At 50.4% G+C, this 24,039-nt stretch carries 22 protein-coding genes; 11 read left to right on the forward strand and 11 right to left on the reverse strand.

Translation table 11 applies throughout. From position 1 onward, the window contains the following. Window positions 1–148 precede the first annotated feature (148 nt). From pqiA to DQM29_RS07045, 4 genes are all read left to right on the forward strand, one after another. Window positions 149–1,381: a membrane integrity-associated transporter subunit PqiA gene (pqiA, locus tag DQM29_RS07030; RefSeq protein WP_111742025.1), complete on the forward strand. Its 1,233-nt coding sequence runs from the start codon at window positions 149–151 to the stop codon at window positions 1,379–1,381. 12 nt (window positions 1,382–1,393) lie between these two features. Next, window positions 1,394–3,022 (forward strand): intermembrane transport protein PqiB, encoded by a 1,629-nt coding sequence (gene pqiB, locus DQM29_RS07035; RefSeq protein ID WP_111740026.1) that lies wholly within the window; start codon window positions 1,394–1,396, stop codon window positions 3,020–3,022. Continuing rightward, window positions 3,019–3,579 (forward strand): membrane integrity-associated transporter subunit PqiC, encoded by a 561-nt coding sequence (gene pqiC / locus DQM29_RS07040; protein WP_111740027.1) that lies wholly within the window; start codon window positions 3,019–3,021, stop codon window positions 3,577–3,579. The genes pqiB and pqiC overlap by 4 nt, the downstream gene beginning before the upstream one ends. A gap of 67 nt (window positions 3,580–3,646) precedes the next feature. Then, complete coding sequence (locus tag DQM29_RS07045) at window positions 3,647–4,396, forward strand: MipA/OmpV family protein (protein WP_111740028.1); 750 nt, start codon at window positions 3,647–3,649, stop codon at window positions 4,394–4,396. A gap of 262 nt (window positions 4,397–4,658) precedes the next feature. Here DQM29_RS07045 and DQM29_RS07050 read toward each other — a convergent pair whose 3' ends face one another. The 3 genes from DQM29_RS07050 to gapA all read right to left on the reverse strand — a co-directional run bounded on the left by DQM29_RS07050 (window position 4,659) and on the right by gapA (window position 7,564). Beyond that, complete coding sequence (locus DQM29_RS07050; RefSeq protein WP_111740029.1) at window positions 4,659–5,534, reverse strand: D-hexose-6-phosphate mutarotase; 876 nt, start codon at window positions 5,532–5,534, stop codon at window positions 4,659–4,661. A 79-nt stretch (window positions 5,535–5,613) separates the two neighbouring features. Further along, window positions 5,614–6,501 carry a hypothetical protein gene (locus tag DQM29_RS07055; RefSeq protein WP_111740030.1) on the reverse strand — a complete coding sequence of 296 codons (888 nt, stop codon included), beginning with the start codon at window positions 6,499–6,501 and terminating at the stop codon, window positions 5,614–5,616. A 67-nt stretch (window positions 6,502–6,568) separates the two neighbouring features. Next, on the reverse strand, window positions 6,569–7,564 hold the full coding sequence (gapA, locus tag DQM29_RS07060; protein WP_111740031.1) for a glyceraldehyde-3-phosphate dehydrogenase: 996 nt from the start codon (window positions 7,562–7,564) through the stop codon (window positions 6,569–6,571). A gap of 342 nt (window positions 7,565–7,906) precedes the next feature. Between gapA and msrB the strand changes: the two genes are divergently transcribed. After that, a complete protein-coding gene (msrB, locus tag DQM29_RS07065; RefSeq protein ID WP_111740032.1) occupies window positions 7,907–8,314 on the forward strand; it encodes a peptide-methionine (R)-S-oxide reductase MsrB in 408 nt (135 codons plus the stop codon). Between the two features lie 126 nt (window positions 8,315–8,440). Here the strand turns inward: msrB and ansA are convergent, their stop codons facing one another. Both ansA and sppA read right to left on the reverse strand, forming a co-directional pair. Further along, complete coding sequence (ansA, locus tag DQM29_RS07070) at window positions 8,441–9,460, reverse strand: asparaginase (RefSeq protein ID WP_111740033.1); 1,020 nt, start codon at window positions 9,458–9,460, stop codon at window positions 8,441–8,443. Window positions 9,461–9,594: 134 nt separating this feature from the next. Further along, complete coding sequence (gene sppA, locus DQM29_RS07075; RefSeq protein ID WP_111740034.1) at window positions 9,595–11,448, reverse strand: signal peptide peptidase SppA; 1,854 nt, start codon at window positions 11,446–11,448, stop codon at window positions 9,595–9,597. A gap of 188 nt (window positions 11,449–11,636) precedes the next feature. Here sppA and DQM29_RS07080 point away from each other — a divergent pair, with 188 nt between their 5' ends. From DQM29_RS07080 to DQM29_RS07095, 4 genes are all read left to right on the forward strand, one after another. Continuing rightward, window positions 11,637–12,185, forward strand: coding sequence for an NAD(P)H nitroreductase (locus DQM29_RS07080; protein ID WP_111740035.1), 549 nt, complete (start codon window positions 11,637–11,639; stop codon window positions 12,183–12,185). A 162-nt stretch (window positions 12,186–12,347) separates the two neighbouring features. Then, on the forward strand, window positions 12,348–13,391 hold the full coding sequence (gene selD / locus DQM29_RS07085) for a selenide, water dikinase SelD (protein ID WP_111740036.1): 1,044 nt from the start codon (window positions 12,348–12,350) through the stop codon (window positions 13,389–13,391). Then, window positions 13,391–14,485 (forward strand): tRNA 2-selenouridine(34) synthase MnmH, encoded by a 1,095-nt coding sequence (gene mnmH, locus DQM29_RS07090; protein ID WP_111740037.1) that lies wholly within the window; start codon window positions 13,391–13,393, stop codon window positions 14,483–14,485. The genes selD and mnmH overlap by 1 nt, the downstream gene beginning before the upstream one ends. Further along, window positions 14,485–16,464 carry a DNA topoisomerase III gene (locus DQM29_RS07095; RefSeq protein ID WP_111740038.1) on the forward strand — a complete coding sequence of 660 codons (1,980 nt, stop codon included), beginning with the start codon at window positions 14,485–14,487 and terminating at the stop codon, window positions 16,462–16,464. The genes mnmH and DQM29_RS07095 overlap by 1 nt, the downstream gene beginning before the upstream one ends. 6 nt (window positions 16,465–16,470) lie before the next feature. Here DQM29_RS07095 and DQM29_RS07100 read toward each other — a convergent pair whose 3' ends face one another. The 5 genes from DQM29_RS07100 to DQM29_RS07120 all read right to left on the reverse strand — a co-directional run bounded on the left by DQM29_RS07100 (window position 16,471) and on the right by DQM29_RS07120 (window position 19,922). Further along, a complete protein-coding gene (locus DQM29_RS07100) occupies window positions 16,471–16,878 on the reverse strand; it encodes a pyrimidine (deoxy)nucleoside triphosphate diphosphatase (protein ID WP_111740039.1) in 408 nt (135 codons plus the stop codon). Window positions 16,879–16,883: 5 nt separating this feature from the next. Beyond that, window positions 16,884–17,690 carry an exodeoxyribonuclease III gene (gene xthA / locus DQM29_RS07105; RefSeq protein ID WP_111740040.1) on the reverse strand — a complete coding sequence of 269 codons (807 nt, stop codon included), beginning with the start codon at window positions 17,688–17,690 and terminating at the stop codon, window positions 16,884–16,886. 87 nt (window positions 17,691–17,777) lie between these two features. Next, window positions 17,778–18,353: an LOG family protein gene (locus DQM29_RS07110; protein ID WP_111740041.1), complete on the reverse strand. Its 576-nt coding sequence runs from the start codon at window positions 18,351–18,353 to the stop codon at window positions 17,778–17,780. 188 nt (window positions 18,354–18,541) lie between these two features. Further along, window positions 18,542–19,384, reverse strand: coding sequence for a formyltetrahydrofolate deformylase (purU, locus tag DQM29_RS07115; protein ID WP_111742026.1), 843 nt, complete (start codon window positions 19,382–19,384; stop codon window positions 18,542–18,544). Window positions 19,385–19,457: 73 nt separating this feature from the next. After that, a complete protein-coding gene (locus tag DQM29_RS07120; protein WP_111740042.1) occupies window positions 19,458–19,922 on the reverse strand; it encodes a YchJ family metal-binding protein in 465 nt (154 codons plus the stop codon). Window positions 19,923–20,150: 228 nt separating this feature from the next. Here DQM29_RS07120 and rssB point away from each other — a divergent pair, with 228 nt between their 5' ends. Next, window positions 20,151–21,179, forward strand: a complete 1,029-nt coding sequence (rssB, locus tag DQM29_RS07125) for a two-component system response regulator RssB (protein ID WP_111740043.1) — start codon at window positions 20,151–20,153, stop codon at window positions 21,177–21,179. A gap of 178 nt (window positions 21,180–21,357) precedes the next feature. Beyond that, window positions 21,358–22,272, forward strand: coding sequence for a UTP--glucose-1-phosphate uridylyltransferase GalU (gene galU, locus DQM29_RS07130; protein WP_111740044.1), 915 nt, complete (start codon window positions 21,358–21,360; stop codon window positions 22,270–22,272). A 548-nt stretch (window positions 22,273–22,820) separates the two neighbouring features. Here the strand turns inward: galU and hns are convergent. Then, a complete protein-coding gene (gene hns / locus DQM29_RS07135) occupies window positions 22,821–23,228 on the reverse strand; it encodes a histone-like nucleoid-structuring protein H-NS (protein WP_111740045.1) in 408 nt (135 codons plus the stop codon). Between the last annotated feature and the right edge of the window lie 811 nt (window positions 23,229–24,039).

Here is a 24,039-nt window from a genome sequence, read left to right on the forward strand (position 1 = left end):
TTATGGTCGAAGAGCGTCTTTACCAAAGCCGGAGAGGAGGGTGCCTATGTGTTTAGGCGCTTCTTGTTCTCACGCCTTAAGCGCTTCGGCTATTCCTGCTGCCGTGCCTGAAAAGGTAGAGGATCTCGCGGCAGTAGAAAAGGACGTTATGCTGTGCCCACAGTGCGATCTCGTGGTCGAACTGCCTACGCTGTCTGAAGGGAAAAAAGCCGTTTGCCCGCGCTGCCACACGACGTTAACCGCGCGCTGGGTTGAGCCTTCGCTACAGCCGATTTGCTTTGCCATCAGTGCGCTCATCATGATGGTGTTTGCCAATCTGTTTCCCTTCGTCAATATGCGGGTGTCGGGTATTTATAGCCAGATTTACCTGATTGAAATTCCTAAGGTGATGGTGGGAGATAACTACACCAGTTTAGCGACGCTGTTTGTTATCTTTGTTCAGCTGATCCCTGCGTTCTGTATGACGGCAATCGTCATGCTTTGCCTGAAAGTTAAGCTGCCCTATCGCCTGAAAGTTGTAATGGGGCGGGCGATTTATCTGGCGAAAGTCTGGTGCATGGTGGAAATTTTTCTGGTGGGTGTGCTGGTCAGCTTCGTTAAGTTGATGGCCTACGGCGATGTAGGTATTGGCGCCAGCTTTATTCCCTACTGCCTGTTTTGCCTGCTACAGGTTCGCGCCTTTCAGTGTATGGATCGCCACTGGTTTTGGCAGAATATTCAACCGGCTCCCGCACTGCCCCATGAGCCTAAAATTGGTACCTCAGGCCTGTCGCAGGGATTGAGATCGTGCCCGTGCTGTCTGGCGATCCTCCCGGCGGATGAGTACCGTTGCCCACGCTGCTTTACCACTGGCTACGCGCGAAGAAAGAACAGTTTACAGTGGACGCTAGCGCTGCTGTTGACCTCCGTTATGCTGTATATCCCGGCCAATATTCTGCCGATTATGATCACGGAAGTTTTGGGCGATCCGCAGGCATCCAATATTATGTCCGGTGTGATCCTGCTGTGGAAAGACGGCTCATACCCAGTAGCGATGGTGATATTTATTGCCAGTATTATGGTGCCCACGCTGAAAATTTTAGCGATAGGCTGGCTTTGCTATGACGCATCAGGGCGAGGGAAAAAGATTGGGCGCCACGAGCGCCAGAAGATGCACCTTGTTTATGAAGTCGTCGAGTTCGTCGGCCGCTGGTCGATGATCGATGTGTTTGTGATCGGCGTGCTGTCGGCGCTGGTGCGCATCGGGCGGCTGATGAGCGTCTATCCCGATATTGGCGCTATTTTATTTGCAATGGTGGTGATCTTAACCATGATCGCCGCCATGATGTTCGATCCGCGACTGCTGTGGGATCGCACCAGACCCGAATTAACTAATGAGTGAGGAAGCCTTCACGTGCAGGAAAGTCATCAGGACAAAACGGCAAAAATAGAGACGATAAAGCGCTGGTCGCCGGTGTGGATCATTCCCATCGTTACGGTGCTTATCGGCGCATGGATCCTTTTTTATCACTTTAGCAATCAGGGGCCAGAGGTCACGCTGGTCACGTCAAATGCTGAAGGTATTGAAGCGGGTAAAACGTCGATTAAGACACGCAACGTTGACATCGGCATCGTTGAAACCGTCAATTTGAGTGAAGACCTCAAACAGGTGGTTATTACTGCTCGCCTTCACACGGGCATGGAAAACATGCTGAATAAAGGCTCGGTATTCTGGGTAGTTAAGCCGAAGATTGGCCGTGAGGGCGTATCGGGGCTTAATACGCTGTTTTCTGGCGCCTATATTGAACTTCAGCCGGGGCGAGACAAGGCTGTCGAAACGAAATTCACACTGCAAGAAAACGCGCCGCTGGCGTCACCGGATATGAAAGGCCTAAGGATCGCGCTGGAGAGTAAACAGCCGACGCGCCTAAATGCGGGCGATCCGGTGCTGTTTCGCGGTTTTCGCGTCGGTACCGTTGAGAGCAGCGAGTTTGACCCGAAAGAGCGCCTGATGCGCTATCGGCTGTTCGTCATGGAACCTTACCGAGGTTTGGTGACCAGCAACGTCCGTTTCTGGCAGGATAGCGGTATCTCGTTTGATATGTCCTCTCAGGGCGTTCGCGTGGATATGGGCTCGCTGGATACGTTAGTTACCGGTGGCGTTAGCTTCGACCTGCCCAACGGCTGGTCAAACGGCGATCCGGTAAAAGACCATGACGAGTTTGAACTGTATTCCGATCAGAAAAGCATTCAGGAGTCGTTGTATACGCGTCATGAAGACTTCCTGCTTTACTTTGAAGATTCGATTAGAGGGCTTCAGCCGGGTGCACCGGTTGAGTTCAGGGGCATCAGGGTAGGGACGGTTGCAGAAGTGCCGTTCTATATGCCTGAGCTGAAAATGATCAACAAGAACTACTATATTCCGGTACTTGTGCGCATTGAGCCCGATCGGGTACAAAACCGCTTTGGCAAGGACTTCGACCTGAAGACCCACTTGATGTCCTCGGTTAACGACAATCGGCTCAGGGCTTCTCTGAAGTCCGGTAACCTGCTGACCGGGGCGCTGTTTATCGACTTGGACTTTTATCCTGATGCCAAGCCGTGGACGGGGCCTAAAGAGGTTATGGGGCATCCGCTTATTCCTACCGTTAGCGGCGGCCTAGCTGAAATTCAGAAGCGCCTGATGGTCACGCTGGATAAAGTGAACAAAATGCCGGTAGAGCCAATGCTGATGGAAATGACTGAAACGCTGAAGCAAACCCGCAGCACGATGGCAAGCCTAGATAAGATACTGTCTAGCAAAGAGGCCAGCGGCCTGCCGAAGGATATGCAACAAACGCTGACCGAGTTGAACCGCAGCCTGAAGGGGCTACAGCCCGGCTCTGCGGCGTACACCTCTTTGGTCAATGATATGCAGCGTTTGGATCAGGTGATGCGCGAACTGCAGCCGCTGTTGCAGAAGTTAAACCAGAAGAGTAACGCACTGGTCTTTGAAGCGCCCGGCGCGAAAGACCCTCAGCCCAAGAAGGCCAATAGCCAATGATGAAGTGGAAAATTGCAGCCTGTGCGCTGCTTCTCAGCGCCTGTAGCAGTCAGACGCCGGTTGCTTACTATCAGCTGCCCTCTGCGAGCGTCACGTCGACTCAGATTTCGTCGATTAATCCACAAAAGCAGCTGTGGGTTGAAAGCGTGTCCGTCGCGGATTTTCTTAGCGGAACGGGGATCGCTTATCAAACCAGCGCTGTGTCCTATACCGTGGCCAGCAGTAATCTGTGGGCCAGCGGTCTAGAACAGCAGCTTAAAAGGACGCTGACCGATAACCTCAGCGCTAGCCTCAACGACTGGCTGGTGGTTAATCAGCCGATTGGAAACGATAACGTTGATACGCTGCGGGTGACGGTTAATGAGTTTCAGGGGCGCTATGACGGTTACGCGGTTGTCAGCGGCTATTGGGTACTTCAGCACCAGGGAAGCCTTGTTCGACGCCCCTTTAGCATGACGCTTCCACTGCAAAAAGACGGCTATGACGAGCTGGTTCGCGTACTGGCTCAGGCCTGGCAACAGGAAGCGGCTGAAATAGCAAAAGCAATAAAACGTTAAAAAACGAATTAATAAACCTGCTGTAATACTGCACCGTTGATAACTGAAGGTTTTGTCTGGAGTTTGAATGAAATTAAATAAGGTTTTTTGGGGAGCGGCTGCGCTCGCGGGTGCGGTCGCTGCACCTGCGGTAATGGCTGAAGGATTTTCTATTGGGCTTGGGGCAGCAGTTGGTCAGTACGCCTATAAGGGCGTCGATAACGATACGCTGCCTTATCCTATGATTAACTATGAGGGAGAGCGCTTCTTTATTCGCGGAACCGGCGCTGGCGCCTATCTTCTAAAAGATTCGCGCAATCAGCTGTCCCTTAACCTGTTTTATTCTCCTTTGAACTTCGATCCGGATGACAGCAACAGTCGCCGCATGAAGCTGCTGGATAAGCGGCACTCGACCGCGATGGCTGGCCTTGGCTATAGGCACATGGCTGACTGGGGGATCGTGCGTACTTCGCTGTCCGCTGACGTGCTGAACTACAGTAATGGATACGTAGCGGATGCTGCTTATCTCTATCCCTTTGACTTTGGTGCACTGACGTTGACGCCGGGCATTGGCGCTAGCTGGTACAGCGGCAACTTCAACGATTACTACTATGGCATTTCCGGAAAAGAGTCCCGTCGCAGCGGCCTGAGCCAATACGATGCGGGAAGCAGCTGGTCACCCTATGCGGAAATATCTGCCAACTATGCATTAACGCAGAGTTGGAAAACGTTCGCCTACGCTCGCTATACTCGTCTGGACGATGAAGTTAAAGACAGCCCGATGGTGGATAAGTCTTATACTACGCTGTTTGCCGCTGGAGTGTCTTACTCCTTCTAGAGCACAGTAGCGTTGAAGAGGGGGCTCAGGATTTTCCTGTAGCCCTCTTTTTATAGAAAGATCTCTGACGGAGTCGAAAGCCAGCATCTGATGACATGCGCTGGCGAGGAGAGGTTGTGCAGAGCGTTGCTAATTTTAGCTAAGAGATAACGAATAGCGGATAGGCAAAGGCCAGTCCGCTATTCTTATAGAGACCCACTGATTAGTGGGGAAAAGGCTTTAAAGTTTTATAATTAGCTGTCCGCATTAGAGAATTCTATGGCTATTCATTCCGATAGCAGCGAATAGACACTGAAAGATAGTGAGGCTTATCGCGAGTCACAGTAATCGGCTGACTGACGCAGGCGGTTTCTACGCAGGCCATGGTTTTATATCCCTCGTTACTCATATCAGCCATCGTAGCTGCGCCTTCCTTACCGGGATTCCACACGACGACATCGGCCGCTTGGCGATGGTGGATCTCAATCGTTCGATTTAGAACAGGATCGCTAATGGTGCTGAACGCCTGCGGCTGCCGGTAAATGCGGTCAACGGGGCCGGGAAACTGCATGACAGGGCTGCTGTCGAGAGCGTCTTTGCCGGTGAGTTTATCCATGTAGGCATCGCCAAGCCCGGCAATGCCGATCTGGGAAATATCCCCTATGTGAAAGTAGCTGTGCAGTGCTGTCGTGATGGCATAGTCACCGTGTGATTCCAGCTCAACCTCGCAGGTCTCTCCTAGTCGAATTCTGGCAATTAGGCTAAAGGCGTGTGGCCACAGCTTATGGGTGCCTTCACTGTCGCTAAGGGTCAGTGTTAACCAAACGCAGTCATCGCTTTCATCATGGGCTGTGAGCTGCCACAGCCCATTGCGAGCAAAGCCGTGAGAGGGCGAGCCCGTTTTACCGAACCACGGCCAGCAGATAGGGATGCCGCCGCGTATAGCAACACCCGGTTCAAAGTCGCTGGCTTCGCTGAGCCAAATGACAGGGCTTTCGCCCGAAGGCTGCCAAGAGACAAGCTGTGCCCCCTGTAGCGTCACGGCGCCTTTGGCCTTTGGGTGATTTATCACAGCGAGCGTGAGGCCATTTTTCTTTCTTAGGGTCAGGCTGGGGCTGAGCTGCTGTTCTATAGGAAGTGAAAATAGTGAGTTTGACATAGTGAGAGCCTCTTTAACGAGTGCACGATCGCGCTGAGAGTATAACTGAAGACGGCATTTCTCATTAGCGCTTGTTGGATTAATACTGGGACGCTAAATTCTCAATAAGATCGTCAATTTGAATAGCAATAATTTCATGCCGTTGCCGCGCGTCAGCAACCAGCCTATTGGCCATCGCCTCTTCCTGTTGACCCTGTAGAACGACGGCTGCCCGCTCAAGATCTTCTAACAGGCGCTCAGCTGTAAGCGTTTTCTTAAAGAAGGCCAGATTTTCTGGCAGCCAGCCGTTGCCGTCAAAGTGGTGATTGAGCTCGGCGAGGTAGGGGCCTCCTCCTCCGTGAGTTTTGCTCCAAGGCCGAAAAATAGGGTTTTCTCCCTCTTCGTAAATCAGGCCGGAAGCATACATCATGGCGGAAACGGCTTTACCCGGGCTGTCTAAAGTCCACCAGCGCTGCCAGATGGTTTCGATAACGGGTTGAGTGGCACCAAGTTCATTAAAAGCGTATAGCCAGAGGTAGGCAGGGGTTTGAAAACCGGTATAGACGAATCCTCGCTCTTGTTCTAGGCGATGAAGAAAGCCGTCGCATAGGACATTTAGCACGCCTTCTTTTTCTTTCGGCGTCAGCATTCTGTCTAAAATATTGCCGCGATGCACGGCATACAGGAAATCCTCAAAATGATGTCCATCGATCATCGATTCACACCAAACCGCTAAACAAACAGGAAACAGATAGCGAAACACTTCAGGCTGCAGGGGATCGACATAGGTGAGGTTAAGCAGATAGTAGCCAGTTAACTCTGCGGCTTGAATCTGACGCCAGTCCTTAACTGCCAGCTGCTGTAGTTCTTTATCACAGTAGTCAAACTCGTGTTCCCACACGTAAGCGGGCGGGGGAGGGTTTCCGAAAAGATATCGGCACTGTTTTCGAACGGTTTTTTCCTGCTGGGCAGATTTCTTTTTACTCATGGGTTTTGAGCGATCAAAAAAGGGCAGCGATGCGCTGCCCTGTAAAGCTTAGATCTTGCGAAATCTCTTACTTAGAGATGTGAGCAATCAGATCCAGAACCTTGTTTGAGTAACCGATTTCGTTATCGTACCAAGCGACCACTTTCACGAAGTTGTCGTTCAGAGAGATACCGGCCTTGGCGTCGAACACGGAAGTGCACTTTTCACCCAGGAAGTCGGTAGAAACAACGTCGTCTTCGGTATAGCCCAGAATGCCTTTCAGAGCGCCTTCAGAAGCGGCCTTCATTGCTTCACAGATGGCTTTGTAAGAAGCAGGCTTGTCTAAACGCGCGGTCAGGTCAACAACGGAAACGTCCGGAGTTGGAACGCGGAATGACATGCCGGTCAGCTTGCCGTTCAATTCAGGGATAACCTTGCCAACGGCCTTTGCAGCACCGGTGGAAGAAGGAATGATGTTTTGAGCTGCGCCGCGGCCGCCGCGCCAGTCTTTGTGAGACGGGCCGTCAACGGTTTTTTGAGTAGCGGTAGTTGCGTGAACAGTAGTCATCAGCGCTTCAACGATGCCAAACTGATCGTTCAGAACTTTGGCAACCGGTGCCAGACAGTTAGTGGTGCAGGAAGCATTAGAAACGATGTCCTGGCCAGCATAGGTGGCGTCGTTTACGCCCATAACGAACATCGGCGTGTTGTCCTTGGAAGGACCAGTCAGAACGACTTTCTTAGCACCGGCAGTAATGTGCTTACGCGCGGTTTCGTCAGTCAGGAACAGGCCGGTAGCTTCAGCAACAACGTCAGCGCCAACTTCGTTCCACTTCAGGTTAGCCGGATCTCTTTCTGCGGTAACGCGGATAGTTTTACCGTTAACAACAAGATGACCGTCCTTCACTTCAACGGTGCCTTTGAAACGACCATGGGTAGAGTCATATTTCAGCATGTACGCCATATATTCAGCGTCAAGCAAGTCGTTGATCGCAACGATTTCGATATCAGAGCGCTCTTGTGCAGCGCGGAATACGAAGCGACCGATACGGCCAAAACCGTTAATACCTACTTTGATAGTCATAATGTTCCACCAGCTAGTTTGTTAGTGAATAAAGTGAGTGTCATAGCCTGCGAGTAAAATTACAAAAACCTTGCAAAACGTCAAGCGGAATCGTGTCAACATTTGTCAGAACTCACAAAAAAATGTGACGCTACAGTGACCTTTTTTGCTCATTTTTTGTTCGATTCAGGCCGTGCTCTCGGGTACTGATCTTCTGATTATAACTCTTTTCGCAAATTATTAGCGAGACGTTATTCCACGTCGTTAAATGTAGGAGCATCTATACTCTCTTTATGTTAATTTATTGTTATTGTTGCCGATGAGGCGCGACGTTGGCGCATGGCAAAAGCATAGGGGGCAGAAATGTCTAATACGTTGAATGAAAAAAATAAACAGCTGACCGAGCGTCAGCGCTTTATCACTCAGGAAAGGGGAACTGAACCGCCGTTCTCTGGGCGTCTTTTAAACAATCGAGCGGTTGGCACATATCGCTGCGTTTGCTGTGATGCACCGCTGTTTACTTCTGATACCAAGTTTGATTCTGGCTGTGGGTGGCCCAGCTTTTTTGAGACGGTTACGCCAAATGCTGTTAGCTATATTGATGATTATTCACATAATATGCATCGCACTGAAATTCGCTGTAGCCACTGTGACGCGCATCTTGGGCACGTTTTTCCTGATGGCCCTCCGCCAACAGGTCAGCGCTACTGTCTTAACTCCGGTGCGATGATATTTATTGACGGCGAAACGGGCGAGACAATTGAAGGTTAAGATAGTTTCAATTAGTTAACATAATCGATTCAGCATTTATTGTTCAAACGATAAATCAGAGTGGAGACACGGGCATTAGGCTCCCAGTAAACTGAAACGATTTTGCCAGCCTTCGCTTTTCCTTTTTTATTCAGCTGTCGTGAGTTCTCCACGAAGGTCAGTTTGCATAAGCTGCCGAATGCTTGCGACATCTCTTTCCTGGCTAAACAAGAGATGCAGTTTGGCCAGCGTAGCTTCAAGCGTCATATCAAATCCGCTGATAACGCCAGCGTGAGCCAGTGCATTGCCAGTAGCATAGCCACCCATATCAACCCGCCCGGACAGACACTGCGTTAAGTTCACAACAATGATGTCACGCTCGGCGGCATCGCTCAGCTCTTTTAAAAGAGAAGGGCTTTGCGGGGCATTGCCGACACCGTAGGTTCGTAAAATTAGCCCCTTAACGGGTTGGAGAAGGAAATTGGCGACGATCTCGGCCGACACGCCGGGGTAAAGGGTAACAACCCCTATCGGCTGTGGAGCAATAGCGTGTGATATAAAGTCTTCCTTTGACGGAGGAAGCGAAGGGGCGAGGCGCTTGATGTGGATGCCGGCCTCCAACAGTGGAGGATAGTTGGGCGATGAAAAGGCGTCAAAACCGTCTGCATGCACTTTGGTGGTGCGGTTGCCGCGAAACAGACGATTGTTGAAAAATAGGCAAACTTCACCGATCGGGTAATTCGCGGCAATATAGAGCGCATTCAGCAAATTAGCCTGCCCGTCTGAGCGCAACTCTGCCAGAGGGATTTGCGATCCTGTCACGATAACGGGTTTACCCAGATTCTCCAGCATGAATGAGAGCGCCGACGCGGTAAAGGCCATGGTGTCGGTGCCGTGCAGAATAACGAATCCATCGTATTGATGATAGTGACGGTGGATATCGTTGGCGATGTTTTGCCAGTCGGCAGGGGTCATGTCCGATGAGTCAATCAGAGGGCAGTATTCATGGATAACGAATTCAGGCATCTCTTCGCGATGAAACTCTGGCATTTGCGCTAGCTGCTGTTGCAGATAGCCAGAAACCGGAACGTATCCTTGATGGGAATGACGCATGCCGATAGTACCGCCAGTATAGGCGACGTAAATAGACTTTCGCTGTTTTAGCATAGTGAACAACGCCAATAGAAGAGAGAATGGGACGATTATAGAAGAGGCTTTATCGCAATAAAACGTTCTTCCCATAATAAAATAGGCCTAATGTTTCCATTAGGCCTATCATTTGTCAGCGCAGCCGGAGAGAGCTAGTTGGAATAGCTACAGCTCAGGCAGTAAACGTAGCGATGGCTTGGATCGCTCAGGTTGCCAAACAGCCCAGGCTGCTGACCAAGGCCGTCGGCAACCTGCTGTAGGGGAGCCGGAAGCTCTATCTTAACCGTCGAGGGGAGCAGACTATTGACGACGGCAGCCGTTTGCCCCAGCAGCGTCTCTTTCAGCTCTGACTCCGCGTTGATCCACTTGATGTCATAATCGCTCAGCTTGGCCAGCTCGGCGCTCTTTTTAAGGGCATCGTCAAAATCTCCCAGTGCGTCAACCAGACCGTTATTTTTCGCGTCAACGCCAATCCAGACTCTGCCCTGAGCGATGCTGTCGACTTCCTCAGGCGTCTTTTTACGCGCTTTAGCCACGAGGTTGATAAAGGTTTTGTAGCCGTTTTCAATGGTCAGCTGCATCATTTCTGAAAACTGAGGGGACAGCGGCTTGGTCACGCTTGCGCCGGCAAGCGGCGAGGTTTCGACGCCGTCAGTATGGACTCCGATAGTATCCAGCGTGTTTTCAAACGTGTTGATAACGCCGAAGATGCCGATAGAGCCAGTCAGGGTGCTTGGGCTGGCGACGATATAGTCGGCAGGGGTGGAAATCCAGTAACCGCCGGAGGCCGCCATCCCACCCATTGAGACGACGACGCTCTTGCCGGAGTCCTTCAGCGCCTGAACTTCCGCGCGAATAGTCTCTGAAGCTGTTACGCTGCCGCCGGGGCTGTTGACCCGCAAAATGACCGCTTTGACGTTGTCGTTCAGGCGAGCGTTGCGAAGCTGTTTTGCGGTGGTGTCACCGCCAACCATGTCGGGCATTTCTTTACCGTCAACGATGGCGCCGCTGGCGAAGATCACCGCAATTTCTGGTTTCTTCACTTTTGACCGCTCTTCAGGAACGCGGTAGTCGTAGATACTGGTCAGATTGTAGTTTTTATTTTTGCTGTCCCAGCCAAAGGCCTCTTTCAGTTTGTTTTCCATATCAGACCGGGACAGCACTTCATCAACCAGCCCGTTTGTCAGCGCTAGGTGTGCGCTATCACCGCCGCTGGCCTTCAGCTGTGCGATGAGGGTTTCTGCGGAGGGATAGATTTTTTCAGGGGTAGTCTTGCGATTAGTGGCCACGTCTTTCAGGTAGTTTGACCAGAGGCCGTTAAGCCAGCGGCTGTCGGCCTGACGCGCTTCCGGTGACATACTGTCGCGCAGAAATGGCTCTACAGCAGACTTATAGGTACCGACGCGGAACACGTGCGTTGTGACTTTCAGGTTGTCTAACAGAGATTTGTAGTACAGGCCGTTGGTTGCAATACCGGGAAGCATTACGCTGCCCTGCGGTGTAAGGTAAACCCGATCGGCAAAGCTTGCTAAATAGTACTGACCCTGCGTATAGCTGTCACCGATGGCGTAAACGGGTTTTCCGCTGGCTTTGAACTCACTGATGGCCTTACCAATATAGGCTAGGGAAGGCTGATCGGCGCCCAGAAAGTCACCGAGCGACAGTACCAGACCGCTTATTGTGGCATCGTTTTTGGCTGCGCGGATCTGCTTAACAATCTCAAACAGAGAGTTTTCCTGAATGTCTCGGCTGCCGCCGATCATCTCTTTTCCCAACTGGCGCAGCACGTTGTCCGGGTTAACAGAGTCAACAACGGTACCCTGTAGATCGACCAGCAGAGCGCCTTCGGCTGGTCGTTCGTAGCCCCGTTCAAACTGAAGGTAAACGCCAAGGGCAAGGATCAGGACAATAAAGAAAATCAGGTTTAAAACGGCTTTGCGGATAACGTTAATGACGTTCCAACAAAGCTTGAAGATGGTCGCAAAAATCTGCCAAAGTGCCTTCATGAGCCTACCTTTAATAAAAACCCTGAGTCAGGGAAAAACGATACCGATTATCCTAAAGGGTCGGGGGTAAAAAGTCAGTGACTATTGCGTACTAGATGATGTAGTTATTGCGTGATGAACGTTATTTTGCTGTTATTAACAAATAATTAACTTTACAATAAAACGATACCCTTTGTCAGGAGAATTCTATGGATGCACTTACGCTATTGCTTAACCGTCGTTCCGCATCGCGCTTGACTGAACCAGCTCCGGCCGGAGACGTGCTACAGAATATTATTCACGCCGGAATGAGAGCACCCGACCACGGAACGCTGGAACCCTGGCGCTTTATTATTGTTGAAGGGGAGGCTCGCCACCGTTTTGCACAAGTGTTGCTACAGGCAGCCATCGAAGAAGGCAAGGATGAAGCTATTCAGGAAAAGTCAAAGACCGGGCCGCTGCGTGCACCGATGATTATCGTGGTGGTTGCGCACTGTACTGAACATCCAAAGGTGCCGCGCTGGGAACAAATTGCCTCTGCAAGCTGTGCCGTTCAGGCCATGCAAATGGCCGCTGTCGCGCAAGGATTTGGCGGCATCTGGCGCAGCGGTTTCTGGACAGAGAATAACATCGTTAAGGACGCCTTTGGCTGCCGAGAGCAGGATGAAATCGTCGGCTTCCTGTATCTGGGAACGCCACAGGTGCAGCCAGCCAAGGTAAAAGCACCGGATACCGCACCGTTTGTGTCTTACTTCTAATTCTGCTGTATAGACCCCGGGCGTTTGCCGCTCGGGTCTTTTCTACTCGCGCATAAAGCGTTTCTCTTAAATCACCTTCTACTCTTATCAATGGCGCCGAGGCGCGTTACTATATGCGCCATACGCGCATTTAATGCGATTCGGAATAAGGGGAGCATACAGATGTCAGAACAAAGCGTTCGTTTAACCCAGTACAGCCACGGGGCGGGATGCGGGTGTAAAATCTCGCCGAAAGTGTTGGAAACGATTCTCCACTCCGAGCAGGAAAAATTTCTGGATCCACATCTGCTGGTAGGGAACGAGACGCGAGATGATGCTGCGGTTTATGACATCGGTAACGGTATTGGCATTATCAGCACCACTGACTTTTTTATGCCTATTGTTGACGATCCTTATGATTTTGGCCGCATCGCCGCGACGAACGCCATCAGCGACATTTACGCCATGGGCGGTCGCCCCATTATGGCGATTGCCATTTTAGGCTGGCCGATTGATAAGCTAGCGCCTGAAATCGCCCAGAAAGTGATCGAAGGCGGACGGGAAGTTTGTCGTCAGGCGGGCATTTCTCTGGCAGGAGGCCACTCTATCGATGCGCCAGAGCCCATTTTCGGGCTGGCAGTGACCGGTATGGTTAGCACTGAGCAGATTAAAAAGAACAGCGCCGCGAAGCCCGGCTGTAGGCTTTACTTGACCAAGCCTCTGGGGATTGGCGTTCTGACCACCGCGGAGAAAAAGAGCAAACTGAAGCCAGAGCATGCGGGAGTGGCAACGGAGGTTATGTGCCGCCTGAATAAGCCGGGAGCAGAGTTTGCGAAGATTGACGGCGTTACCGCCATGACCGACGTGACAGGATTTGGTCTGCTTGGGCACCTGAGTGAAATATGCCAGGGTTCTGGCGTACAGGCTACCGTCTGGTTTGAGGCTATCCCCACGCTGCCTGACGTTGTGGAATATATTGCGCAGGGCTGCGTGCCGGGCGGCACTCAGCGCAACTTCGACAGCTATGGTCACCTGATTGGTCGTTTGACGGATCTACAGCGCAGCCTGCTGTGCGATCCTCAAACGTCTGGCGGCCTGTTAATTGCCGTGACGCCAGAGTCAGAAGGCGAGGTGATTGAGCTAGCTAAAAAGCATCAGATAGTCCTTACAGCTATTGGCGAGCTGACTGTGCCTCAGGCCGGCCGGGCTCTCATTGAGGTTATTTGATGTCTGAGCTTCACTGCGCCGACTATCGCCGCATTTTTCTTAACGATACACCCCTGATTGATGTTCGCGCCCCCGTTGAGTTTGAACAGGGGGCATTTCCCACATCAGTCAACATCGCGCTTATGAATGACGATGAGCGCAAGGCTGTGGGAACCTGTTACAAGCAGCACGGCCAGCAGGCCGCCATTACGCTTGGCCAGAGGCTGGTGAGCGGGAGTGTAAGAGAGGCGCGCTTGGCGCAGTGGCTGGACTTCTGTCGTCAGCACCCTCAAGGATTTTTATACTGTATGCGCGGCGGGCTGCGTTCCCACATTACCCAACAGTGGCTAAAAGAGGACGGGCAGGACTATCCGCTGATTACCGGGGGATATAAGGCGCTGAGGAACTTCCTGATTTCCATCAACCAGCAGCTGGCGGAACAGCCAATGCATATCGTCGGTGGGAATACCGGCAGTGGAAAAACGCTGCTGATACGCGAACTGCCGTTTGGTGTTGATTTGGAAGGGGCAGCCAGACACCGCGGATCTTCGTTTGGCCGCACTGTTGCCGGGCAGGACACGCAAATTAATTTTGAAAACGTGCTGGCGATCGACGTGCTCAAGAAGCAGCATGCGGGCATGAATCGCTGGGTGCTTGAAGACGAAGGGCGCACTATTGGCTCTAATCACGTACCGATAGAGATTTTTGAAGCGATGCAGAAAGCGCGTATCGTGGTGATTGACGACCCGTTTGACGTTCGTCTGGCTCGCTTGAAAGAAGAGTATGTGGACGCCATGTGCCGCGGCTTTATCCAGCGCGACGGTGAAGAAGAAGGGTGGCAGAACTTCAGCAGCTATCTGCATCAGGGAATGTTTGCCATTCGTAAGCGTCTGGGGCTCGAACGCCATCAGTCGCTTAGCAACGAGCTGAACAGCGCCCTCGAACTGCACAGACGAGGCGGCGGCAGTGACGGGCACGAACGCTGGCTGGTGCCGTTATTGCGCGAATATTATGACCCTATGTACATTTATCAACTGGGCCGCAAGGCCGAGCGCATTATCTTTCGCGGCGATTACGCAGCGGTGCGTGACTATTTACTGTGTGATAACTCCTGATGCGTCTGTTTATTGCCGAAAAGCCGAGTCTGGCTCGGGCTATTGCTGACGTACTGCCTAAGCCTCATCAGCGACAGGATGGATTTATTTCCTGTGGTGGGGGGCAGGTTGTGACCTGGTGTGTTGGGCACCTGTTAGAGCAGGCGCAGCCAGAGCAGTACGATCCCCGCTTTGCCAAATGGAATTTGGGTGATTTACCGATTATTCCTGAAAAATGGCAGTTAAAGCCCAGAGACTCAGTGGCAAAACAGCTTAACGTCATTAAGCGACTGCTCGGCGAAGCGGCGGAAGTGGTACACGCAGGAGACCCGGACAGAGAAGGTCAGCTGCTGGTTGATGAAGTCCTGGAGTTTTTAGAACTGCCGCTGGAAAAGCGCCAGCAGGTTAAGCGCTGCCTGATTAACGATCTCAACCCGCAGGCGGTGACGCGGGCGATTGATAAGCTGAGAGAGAACCGCGAGTTTATTCCGCTGTGCGTTTCTGCACTGGCGCGCTCGCGTGCTGACTGGCTGTACGGTATTAACATGACCCGCGCCTATACCATACTGGGCCGCAACGCTGGCTATGACGGCGTTTTGTCTGTCGGGCGGGTACAAACACCGGTTCTGGGGCTGGTGGTGCGTAGGGATGAAGAGATAGAAAACTTTGTGCCAAAGGATTTCTTTGAGGTCAAAGCGCATATTGTGACGCCGTCACAGGAGCGTTTTACCGCAGTTTGGCAGCCCAGCGAGTCGTGTGAGTCCTTTCTGGATGACGAAGGGCGGCTACTGAACAGAGCGCTAGCAGAGCACGTCGTTAAGCGCATTGTCGGTCAGCCGGCGCTGGTTAAAGAATATAACGACAAGCGGGAGTCTGATGCGGCGCCGCTGCCTTTCTCCCTTTCTGCACTACAGATTGAAGCGGCCAAGCGCCACGGCTTTAGCGCCCAGCAGGTGCTGGATCTTTGCCAGCGGCTGTATGAAACCCACAAGCTCATTACCTATCCCCGTTCCGATTCACGCTATTTGCCCCAAGAGCATTTTGCCGATCGCCATGCGGTGCTGTCGGCGATTGGCGCTCACTGCCCAGACATGCTGCCCGTGGCGGGAATGGATACAGAAAGGCGCAACCGCTGCTGGGATGATAAAAAGGTCGATGCCCACCATGCGATCATTCCTACTGCACGTGGAGGCAGCGTTTCTCTCTCGTTTGATGAGAAGAAAATCTATGACTTGGTTGCCCGTCAGTATCTGATGCAGTTCTGTCCGGATGCAGTGTACCGCAAGTGCGTGATTGAACTGGAAATCGCCGGTGGAAAGTTTATTGCCAAGGCTCGCTTTTTGGCGGAAGCCGGATGGCGAGTGCTGCTTGGCAGCAAAGAGCTGGACGAAGAGAATGAGGGCATGCCGCTGCCGGTGGTTGCGAAAGGCGATGAGCTTTTGTGCGAAAACGGTGAAGTGGTGGAGAAGCAGACCCAGCCGCCCAGACCGTTTACCGATGCCTCTCTACTGTCAGCGATGACCGGTATCGCGCGTTTTGTTCAGGATAAAGACCTAAAGAAAATTCTGCGAGCAACGGACGGGTTGGGAACGGAAGCGACCCGCGCCGGGATTATTGAGCTGCTGTTTAAGCGTCGCTTTTTGCAAAAGAAAGGGCGTTCAATTACCTCCACGCCTGCGGGCAGGGCGCTGATCCACTGTTTACCGGGAACGGCAACACACCCGGACATGACAGCGCACTGGGAGTCAATGCTGACCCAAATCAGTGAAAAACAGTGTCGCTATCAGGACTTTATTCAGCCAATGGTGACAGAGCTTCAAACGCTGATTTATCAGGCTAAGCGCAACAGGCTTCCGCCTGTTTTTAAAGGCGTCGCTCAGCCGAAGCCTCAGTCAAAGCCCGAGAAAGGGGCGGGGAAAGGGCAGGAAAAAGCAGCGGAAGACAAACCCAAGCGTAAGCGCGCCAAGAAAAGTGCTGATGGGGAAGGTCAAGGAACCTAGTGCGCTTTATTCAGTCGCTGTAGATTGACGCTGTAGATAGGCGGCAAGAAGCGGCACATCCGCGGGAGCAAGCTGATATTCGGTAGCTTCTTGAGGGAGTACCCAGACTGCGCGGCTGTGGCAGCGAAGCTGAACTTCTTCACTAAAACCGGTGACTCGCCACGCCTGTAGGCTCAGGATTCTGTTTGTCTGAGTAACACTGTGAGTAGCAATGTGTTCAGCGATGCAAAGATGGGTAAGCCCCATCTCTTCATTGAGCTCTCGGCAGAGCGCCCGTTCGGGCGACTCTCCGGTTTCAATTTTCCCACCGGGAAACTCCCAATAGCCAGCCAGATCGCTGTGTTCATCGCGCTGAGCGAGCAGGATTTTACCCTGCCGCTCAATAATGGCCGCGACGACGTGGACAGTAGCCATTGGAATCAAAGCGCAAACTCAGCCCATACCGGAGCATGGTCAGACGGTTTTTCCATAGCTCGAAGGTCATAGTCGATGCCGGTACCGGTACAGTGTTCCGCCAGCGCGCTGCTTGCCAGCAGTAGGTCTATACGCAGCCCGCGGTTTTCGTCAAATCCTTTAGAACGATAGTCAAACCACGAGTAGCGGTCGGCAGTATCCGGATGCTGCTGACGGAATGTGTCTACCAGCCCCCAGTTGAGCAGTTTTTGCAGCCATTCCCGCTCTTCCGGCAGGAAAGAGCACTTGCCGGTGCGCAGCCAGCGCTTGCGGCTGTCTTCACCAATGCCGATATCCAGATCGGTAGGGCTGATGTTCATATCGCCCATGATAAGAACGGGACGAGACGGATCCAATTGCTGTTCAAGATAGCTATTCAGGCTGGCGTAGAATGCCCGCTTGGCTGGGAATTTTACTTCGTGATCGCGGCTTTCTCCCTGTGGAAAATAGCCATTCATGACGGTGAGAGTTCCCTGTGGAGTGGCTAAATCCGCCATAATCATCCGGCGCTGGGCGTCAGGGGCATCGTCGGGAAAGCCTTTTCTGACGGATAGCGGCTTCTCTTTTGTAAGCAGTGCGACACCGTAGTGGCCTTTCTGGCCGTGATAGAAAACGTGATAGCCAAACTGGCTGACCTCGTCGAGGGGAAACATATCGTCGTGGACCTTGGTTTCCTGTAGGCCAATAACGTCAGGCTGGTGTTGTTCAATCAGAGCGGCAAGCTGATGGGGGCGAGCCCTCAGGCCGTTAATATTAAAAGAGACAAATTTCATGGTTAAGACCTTTCCGTGATGGCCGCCTGTCGGGCGACCGTTCTCTAATCTTGGGGCGATGCGCAAAAGGCGCAGTCGTAGATGTTTTTACTGTTTGGCCCAACGATCCAGATTGTGCGGTGTATACGCGTCGAGGTCTCCGAGAAGCTGCTGGGCGTTATCGCTGATAATCAGCGTATTGAGGTAGCTTTGACGAACGAAGCCCTCGTCGGCTACATGCTGTAAGAAGGTATTCATCGGGGAGTAGAACCCTTGAATATTGAGCAGCCCAACGGGATTGGTATGGTAGCCAATTTGGCTCCAGGTCCAGACTTCAAACAGCTCTTCCAGCGTGCCGATACCGCCTGGTAGGGCGATAAAGCCGTCTGCCAGCTCACTCATTCTTGCCTTACGGGCGTGCATGTCAGGAACGACTTCAAGCGTTGTCAGCCCGCGGTGTGCAGTTTCTGCTTCAACCAGGCGTTTAGGAATAATACCGGTAACTTCACCGCCAGCTTCCAAAACGGAGTTGGCTAAAATGCCCATCAGGCCTTTATTTCCTCCACCGTAAATCAGGCGACGCCCCTGTTGTGCGATAGCCTGACCCAACCGCTCAGCGGCCTGGGCGTAGGAAGGATTGTTGCCAGTGCTGGCACCGCAGTAAACACAGATATTCTTACGCATGAGGAGATCCCAATCGATGAAGACGAATGGGGTTGTATAGCGTATTTACTGCGAACCTTCAAGGTTGAGCGCAAAATTGTTGAGGAAATAACAACGCTTTTCCCTGCTTTCTTTGACAGAAGAACGAGTAGGTAATCGGTGCAGGGATAGAGAGTTGGTGGCCCTAGACGGGCCACCAGAGTTTAGAACTATAAGATAACCGTTCTGTTACCGTATACGAAAACGCGCTGGGCCAGTACCTGATGAAGCCCGTGGCTTAATACGTTCTTTTCTACGTCTTTACCTGCACGCGACATGTCTTCAGCACTGTAGGTGTGATCGACGTGGATGACGTCCTGCATAATGATTGGACCTTCATCAAGGCTATCATTAACAAAGTGAGCCGTTGCACCAATGATTTTTACGCCGCGCTCATAGGCTTGATGATAGGGGCGAGCGCCGATAAACGCAGGCAGGAATGAGTGATGAATGTTGATAATACGGTTAGGGTAGTGGCGCACGAAGTCTGGCGTCAGGATGCGCATGTATTTGGCTAAAACAACATAGCTGGGGGCAATACGGTCAATGGCTTCAACCACCTGCTTATCGTGTTCTTCCCGCGTTAATCCTTCGTGGCTTATCAAATGAAACGGGATATCAAAACGCTCCACCAGTGAGCGCAGAGTATCGTGGTTGCCGATAACAGCGGCGATTTCTACATCAAGTCCGCCGTAGGCGCTTTTCATCAACAGGTCGCCCAGACAGTGGGCTTCTTTCGTCACCAACACGACAATCCGCTGTTTTCCCGCTTCGTTTAGTTCTCGTACGGAACCTTCCGGCAGTGCACCGTCCAGATCGGCCAGCAGCGTTTCATCATTAAAGATGCCTTCAAGCTCGGTACGCATAAAAAATCGCCCGGTGCGGTGATCGACGAATTCGCTGTTTTGAACGATGTTGAGCTGATGCTTGTAGCAAATGTTGGTGATTTTGGCGATAAGGCCTTTTGCATCTGGACAGATGGTCCGCAGTATTTTTCTTTGCATGGCGTTGATTAACCCTTTGGTGTTGTGTTTGTTATTTCTATTTGTCTTATTGTATTTATTTGTCACAGTGAGAAGTGGAACGTCAGTCGTCTCCACAGCATTTTTTATATTTTCTCCCTGAGCCGCACGGACAGGGATCGTTCCGCCCAATGCGTGGCTTAACGCCGTGAGTATAGTACCAAACCTCTTCTTGCTTGATAAACGTTGAACGCTCATAGATGGCGTGAGTTTGCTGAGTTTGTGTATCCAGATAGCGGGCAAGAAACTCAACGTATCCGCGATCGGGTGTTTCCATTCCTGAATCGATCACTGTAAGCCCTAACCACTGTGTATTGCTAGCACTGCCCTCAATGGAGGAAGCAAGTTCTGGATAGCGAAATTCTGGGTGCCACGTTGCAACCAAGTAGTTAGCATTATTGTAAACGTAGGCGCTGTAGCGAGATTTCATCAGTGCCAGCGGCGTCTGAGCAACAGCGTCTCCCTGAAGATAGGGCTGACAACACGCATTAAATGCGATTTTACTGCCGCAGGGGCATGGTTCGACCAATTGAGGCCTCCGGATGTGCTATAAGTGTACTTAGTCGATCTTTTGTCCATATACAATCCCTATAGTATGTTCAGCTAAAGGACATCGAACAGGTATTCTCCGATCGACAGAGCGCGCGCGTGGAGTGCGTGTGGCAATATTTGTTAACAAGAATAAGTGAAGTAATAATCAGGCACAAGCGCCAAACTTGAACCAAAATATAAGTATTGAACAGCATGGAAGTGAATAATGACACCCCCTTTAGCCGACAAGCATATTCTTATCGTTGAAGACGATCCTGTATTCCGCGCGATGCTGGGTGGATACTTGGCCTCGCTGGGCGCCAAAACGGGAGAGGCGGAAGACGGTGAGCAGGCTTTGGTTTACGTCAAAAAGCATCACCCCGAGTTGATGATTTGCGATCTTATGATGCCGAATATGGACGGTATCGCCTTGCTCGATCGTTTACGTCATGAAGGAAGCCAGATCCCGGTTATCGTTATATCAGCGACAGAAAAAATTACTGACATCGACAAAATGCTGCGCCTTGGGGTGCATGACGTTCTATTAAAGCCGATCGGTGATTTAAACCGTCTGCGCGACGCGCTGCTGTCCTATTTTTACCCTTATCTTTTTTCTTCGCCAGCCAGCGATGAAATGACGATGATGGAAGATTGGGCGGAGCTGAGCGGCAAGCCTCAGGAGGCTGTGCAGCTTCTACGGCAGCTACAGCCTCCCGCAACACAAACAATAGCCGGGCGCCGAGTCAACTATCGGCAGCTTACTCTGGTGGAACGGCCGGGCATTGTGTTTGATATTGCGCCGCTGTCTGAGCACGACTTTGCGTTTTACTGCCTAGATATTTCACTGGCAGGAGAAAAGGGCGTGCTTGCAGCACTGATGCTTAGGGCTCTTTTTAATAGCTTACTTCAAGAGCATTTGGCTGAGAGAAATGAAGGGTTGCCCCAGATGCCCAGCGTGTTAAACCGCATCAATACGCTACTGCGTCAGTCTTATCTTGAAGGACAGTTTCCTTTTTTAGCGGGCTATTACCATACGATAAAGGAACGACTGCTGCTCGTCTCTGCAGGGCTTCACGCTAGTGTCATCACCGATGAAGAAACGCGACAAATGAGCGAAAGTATTCCAATGGGAACGCTTCATTTGCTTTATCCGGCCCAGTGTCATTTATCAGCCGATCGTTGGACGTGTCGCGTTTGGGGGGCTGGTGGGCGGCTACAGCTCACCTGTAGCGATGCTGAAGTATCAGTAGGATGATAATAAGAACCCTCAAAAAACAAGAGATTGTTGCTATACTACGCCAATATTTTGTTCAGGCGCTTTTGTCTATTCCAAATTGGGTCTGGCGGCATTTGAGCAAAGCTTCAGTAAAATGAGCAGGTTATCGTACTCATTTCGGTGATGAACCGTTTTTATTTTATCTTGGGAGTCAACTATGTCCGTTCAGCCTAAAGTAAGAAAGGCGATTATTCCGGTAGCCGGTTTGGGTACTCGAATGCTGCCAGCAACCAAGGCAATTCCAAAAGAGATGCTGCCGCTGGTGGATAAGCCCCTTATTCAATACGTCGTTAATGAATGCATTGAAGCAGGCATCCAGCAGATCGTTTTGGTTACTCATTCATCAAAAAATTCAATTGAAAACCATTTTGACACCAGTTTTGAGCTTGAAGCCATGCTGGAAAAGCGGGTTAAGCGGCAGCTGTTGAACGAGATACAGGGCATTTGTCCTAAAGACGTGACCATCATGCAGGTGAGACAGGGGCTGGCTAAGGGGCTGGGGCATGCGATCATGTGCGCCTATCCTCTGATCGGTGACGAACCTTTTGTTGTTGTGCTGCCGGACGTGATTATCGACAAGTATGATGCCAATCCTGCCGTAGATAACCTAAGTGAAATGCTTGTGCGTTTTAGTGAGACTGGGCGCAGCCAGATCATGGTAGAGCCAGTGCCTATGGACGATGTCAGCGACTATGGCATCGTTGACTGCAATGGCTATGAGCTAAAAGTTGGCGAAAGTGCACCGATTGTCAAAATGGTTGAGAAGCCGCGGGTTGCCGATGCGCCGTCAAATCTCTCTATTGTTGGGCGCTATGTGCTTTCTGCTGACATCTGGCCTTTGCTGTCGCGCATTCCTCCTGGAGCTGGCGATGAAATCCAGCTCACTGATGCAATAGCCTTAATGATGGCGTCATCACCCGTTGATGCTTACCATATTAAAGGGCGAAGCCACGACTGTGGAAATAAAATGGGCTATATGCAGGCTTTTGTTGAATATGGACTGCGTCATTCAACGCTGGGCGCTGAATTCAGAGTCTGGCTTCAGGGGTTACAGGCTACGCTTAAAAACTAAGATAAAGTGAATCCTATCCGCTATATATAGCCACCGTTAGTGAGGGAATACCGATCGAAAAACCGCGATCGGTATTTTTTCGTCCTTTTCAATAGCCGTTTTTCAATTTTCCCCATTGTCGTATCTAAAATGGTTGCGACACATCTAGCCAATTTAATGTTCCTTTAAGTGATAATTAGGCTGTTATAAAAATGTAGCTTATAGAATGTAGCAAATCGACATTACACAAGAGTGACATTAAATAGGAAGAGGTGTAGGACGGCGGAAGATGCGAAAAGCGCGGTTGTATATTATGACAGGGAGGTTTATTTATGAACCGCTTTAACTAGCTTCGTTGGAATGCCAAGTCTTTTGAATACTCACGGGGATGTTTTTTTTAATTGATATTGTTACATTTGTAACTATGGGTTGTGCATTTTGAGTGAGGGGCTTCAAGGACGAAGGCAAAGAAAATCGTCATTGATGACATAATTTAAATATAATGATTTTTATAAATGGAATAAAAAAGCCCCCGTGAATACGGAGGCCTTAAAAGCAGAGAAGGGAAATTACATCAGGAAATCGTCCAGAGATTTACCTTCTTCCTCAATTGCTCTTTTGATCACTGCTGGAGTGCGGCCCTGGCCGGTCCAGGTTTTTGTCTCGCCATTGTCATCAACAAACTGATATTTGGCAGGACGAGCAGCACGCTTGGATTTTCCACTGATTTTGGCAGCAGAGAGCGTTTGCAGTAACTCATTTGGATCGATACCGTCAGCAATAAGCATTTCACGATACTGCTGCAGCTTACGAGTACGTTCCTGAATTTCAGCCTGGTTTGCTTCGTCTTCTTCACGGCGCTCTTTTACAACCACTTCCAGTTTCTCTAGCATTTCTTCCAGAGATTCAAGAGTACATTCTCTTGCTTGAGCACGCAAAGTACGGATGTTGTTAAGGATTTTTAATGCTTCGCTCATTGTATCGTTCTCAAATTAATTATGGATTGGAATTGCCGTTAATAATAAAACGTGAAATATATTTCTGCAATAGGTTATTACATAAATAAAGTTAATTTATTTACTCACGATAGTCAAATAATGTCAGGTGAAAGGCTTAAATAAGCGAAAAAACACATTCTATGTGGGGTGAAAAATCGTTAGCTCATATCACGCAACTTGAGTCAGTAAGCTTTATTGGCTTTACTATTTAAGGGTTATGTAAAGATGAAGTTTATATCTATGTCTTAGTATGAATGCCCACCATTTTATGATGACTGTTTGTAAAAGGTTTCGGTGATATATCTACGAAATCCCGTTGTTTAACCACTACAGGCTCTTTTAATCAGATATCATCCGATTTCCTTTTAAAGAGCGCGATAGAAGATCGCACATAATGGATGAAATCTATACTATTCGAGCAAAAAAATCGTGCTTTCATCTTGAAAATATTTTTAATTTCAATGAAAAGGAAAGAATTATCTGAATAACAGTATTCATTCTGGATAACATATTTAGAATATATTATATCTCTAGTACTCTTTGTTTTTCTATCTGCATGTTTCTTCCATCTTTATGATATGTAGTGATAATTTAGGTTTTTTATGCGTTATTTTATGTCGGGTATTTTGACCGTGTATAAGGCTAAACGTGTGTGGTAAAAAATGTGTATCTAAATGGGATATAACACATTGTGTGTAGACATATGTTACTAATTCCTATTGATTATCCAATCCTTAATAAGGAATACCTCAGCGGTAAGCGGCCAGCATAGTGAGCTGAGAATAGGCTG

This window comes from Leminorella richardii (assembly GCF_900478135.1).
GTDB lineage: Bacteria > Pseudomonadota > Gammaproteobacteria > Enterobacterales > Enterobacteriaceae > Leminorella > Leminorella richardii.

Coding starts and splice junctions, on each gene's coding strand:
- pqiA (WP_111742025.1), top strand. CDS start 149: ATGCTGTGCCCACAGTGCGATCTCGTGGTCGAACTGCCTACGCTGTCT.
- ansA (WP_111740033.1), bottom strand. CDS start 9,460: ATGCTAAAACAGCGAAAGTCTATTTACGTCGCCTATACTGGCGGTACT.
- DQM29_RS07045 (WP_111740028.1), top strand. CDS start 3,647: ATGAAATTAAATAAGGTTTTTTGGGGAGCGGCTGCGCTCGCGGGTGCG.
- rssB (WP_111740043.1), top strand. CDS start 20,151: ATGACACCCCCTTTAGCCGACAAGCATATTCTTATCGTTGAAGACGAT.
- msrB (WP_111740032.1), top strand. CDS start 7,907: ATGTCTAATACGTTGAATGAAAAAAATAAACAGCTGACCGAGCGTCAG.
- selD (WP_111740036.1), top strand. CDS start 12,348: ATGTCAGAACAAAGCGTTCGTTTAACCCAGTACAGCCACGGGGCGGGA.
- DQM29_RS07080 (WP_111740035.1), top strand. CDS start 11,637: ATGGATGCACTTACGCTATTGCTTAACCGTCGTTCCGCATCGCGCTTG.
- sppA (WP_111740034.1), bottom strand. CDS start 11,448: ATGAAGGCACTTTGGCAGATTTTTGCGACCATCTTCAAGCTTTGTTGG.
- DQM29_RS07050 (WP_111740029.1), bottom strand. CDS start 5,534: ATGTCAAACTCACTATTTTCACTTCCTATAGAACAGCAGCTCAGCCCC.
- DQM29_RS07055 (WP_111740030.1), bottom strand. CDS start 6,501: ATGAGTAAAAAGAAATCTGCCCAGCAGGAAAAAACCGTTCGAAAACAG.
- galU (WP_111740044.1), top strand. CDS start 21,358: ATGTCCGTTCAGCCTAAAGTAAGAAAGGCGATTATTCCGGTAGCCGGT.
- hns (WP_111740045.1), bottom strand. CDS start 23,228: ATGAGCGAAGCATTAAAAATCCTTAACAACATCCGTACTTTGCGTGCT.
- DQM29_RS07110 (WP_111740041.1), bottom strand. CDS start 18,353: ATGCGTAAGAATATCTGTGTTTACTGCGGTGCCAGCACTGGCAACAAT.
- xthA (WP_111740040.1), bottom strand. CDS start 17,690: ATGAAATTTGTCTCTTTTAATATTAACGGCCTGAGGGCTCGCCCCCAT.
- mnmH (WP_111740037.1), top strand. CDS start 13,391: ATGTCTGAGCTTCACTGCGCCGACTATCGCCGCATTTTTCTTAACGAT.
- DQM29_RS07095 (WP_111740038.1), top strand. CDS start 14,485: ATGCGTCTGTTTATTGCCGAAAAGCCGAGTCTGGCTCGGGCTATTGCT.
- pqiC (WP_111740027.1), top strand. CDS start 3,019: ATGATGAAGTGGAAAATTGCAGCCTGTGCGCTGCTTCTCAGCGCCTGT.
- DQM29_RS07100 (WP_111740039.1), bottom strand. CDS start 16,878: ATGGCTACTGTCCACGTCGTCGCGGCCATTATTGAGCGGCAGGGTAAA.
- gapA (WP_111740031.1), bottom strand. CDS start 7,564: ATGACTATCAAAGTAGGTATTAACGGTTTTGGCCGTATCGGTCGCTTC.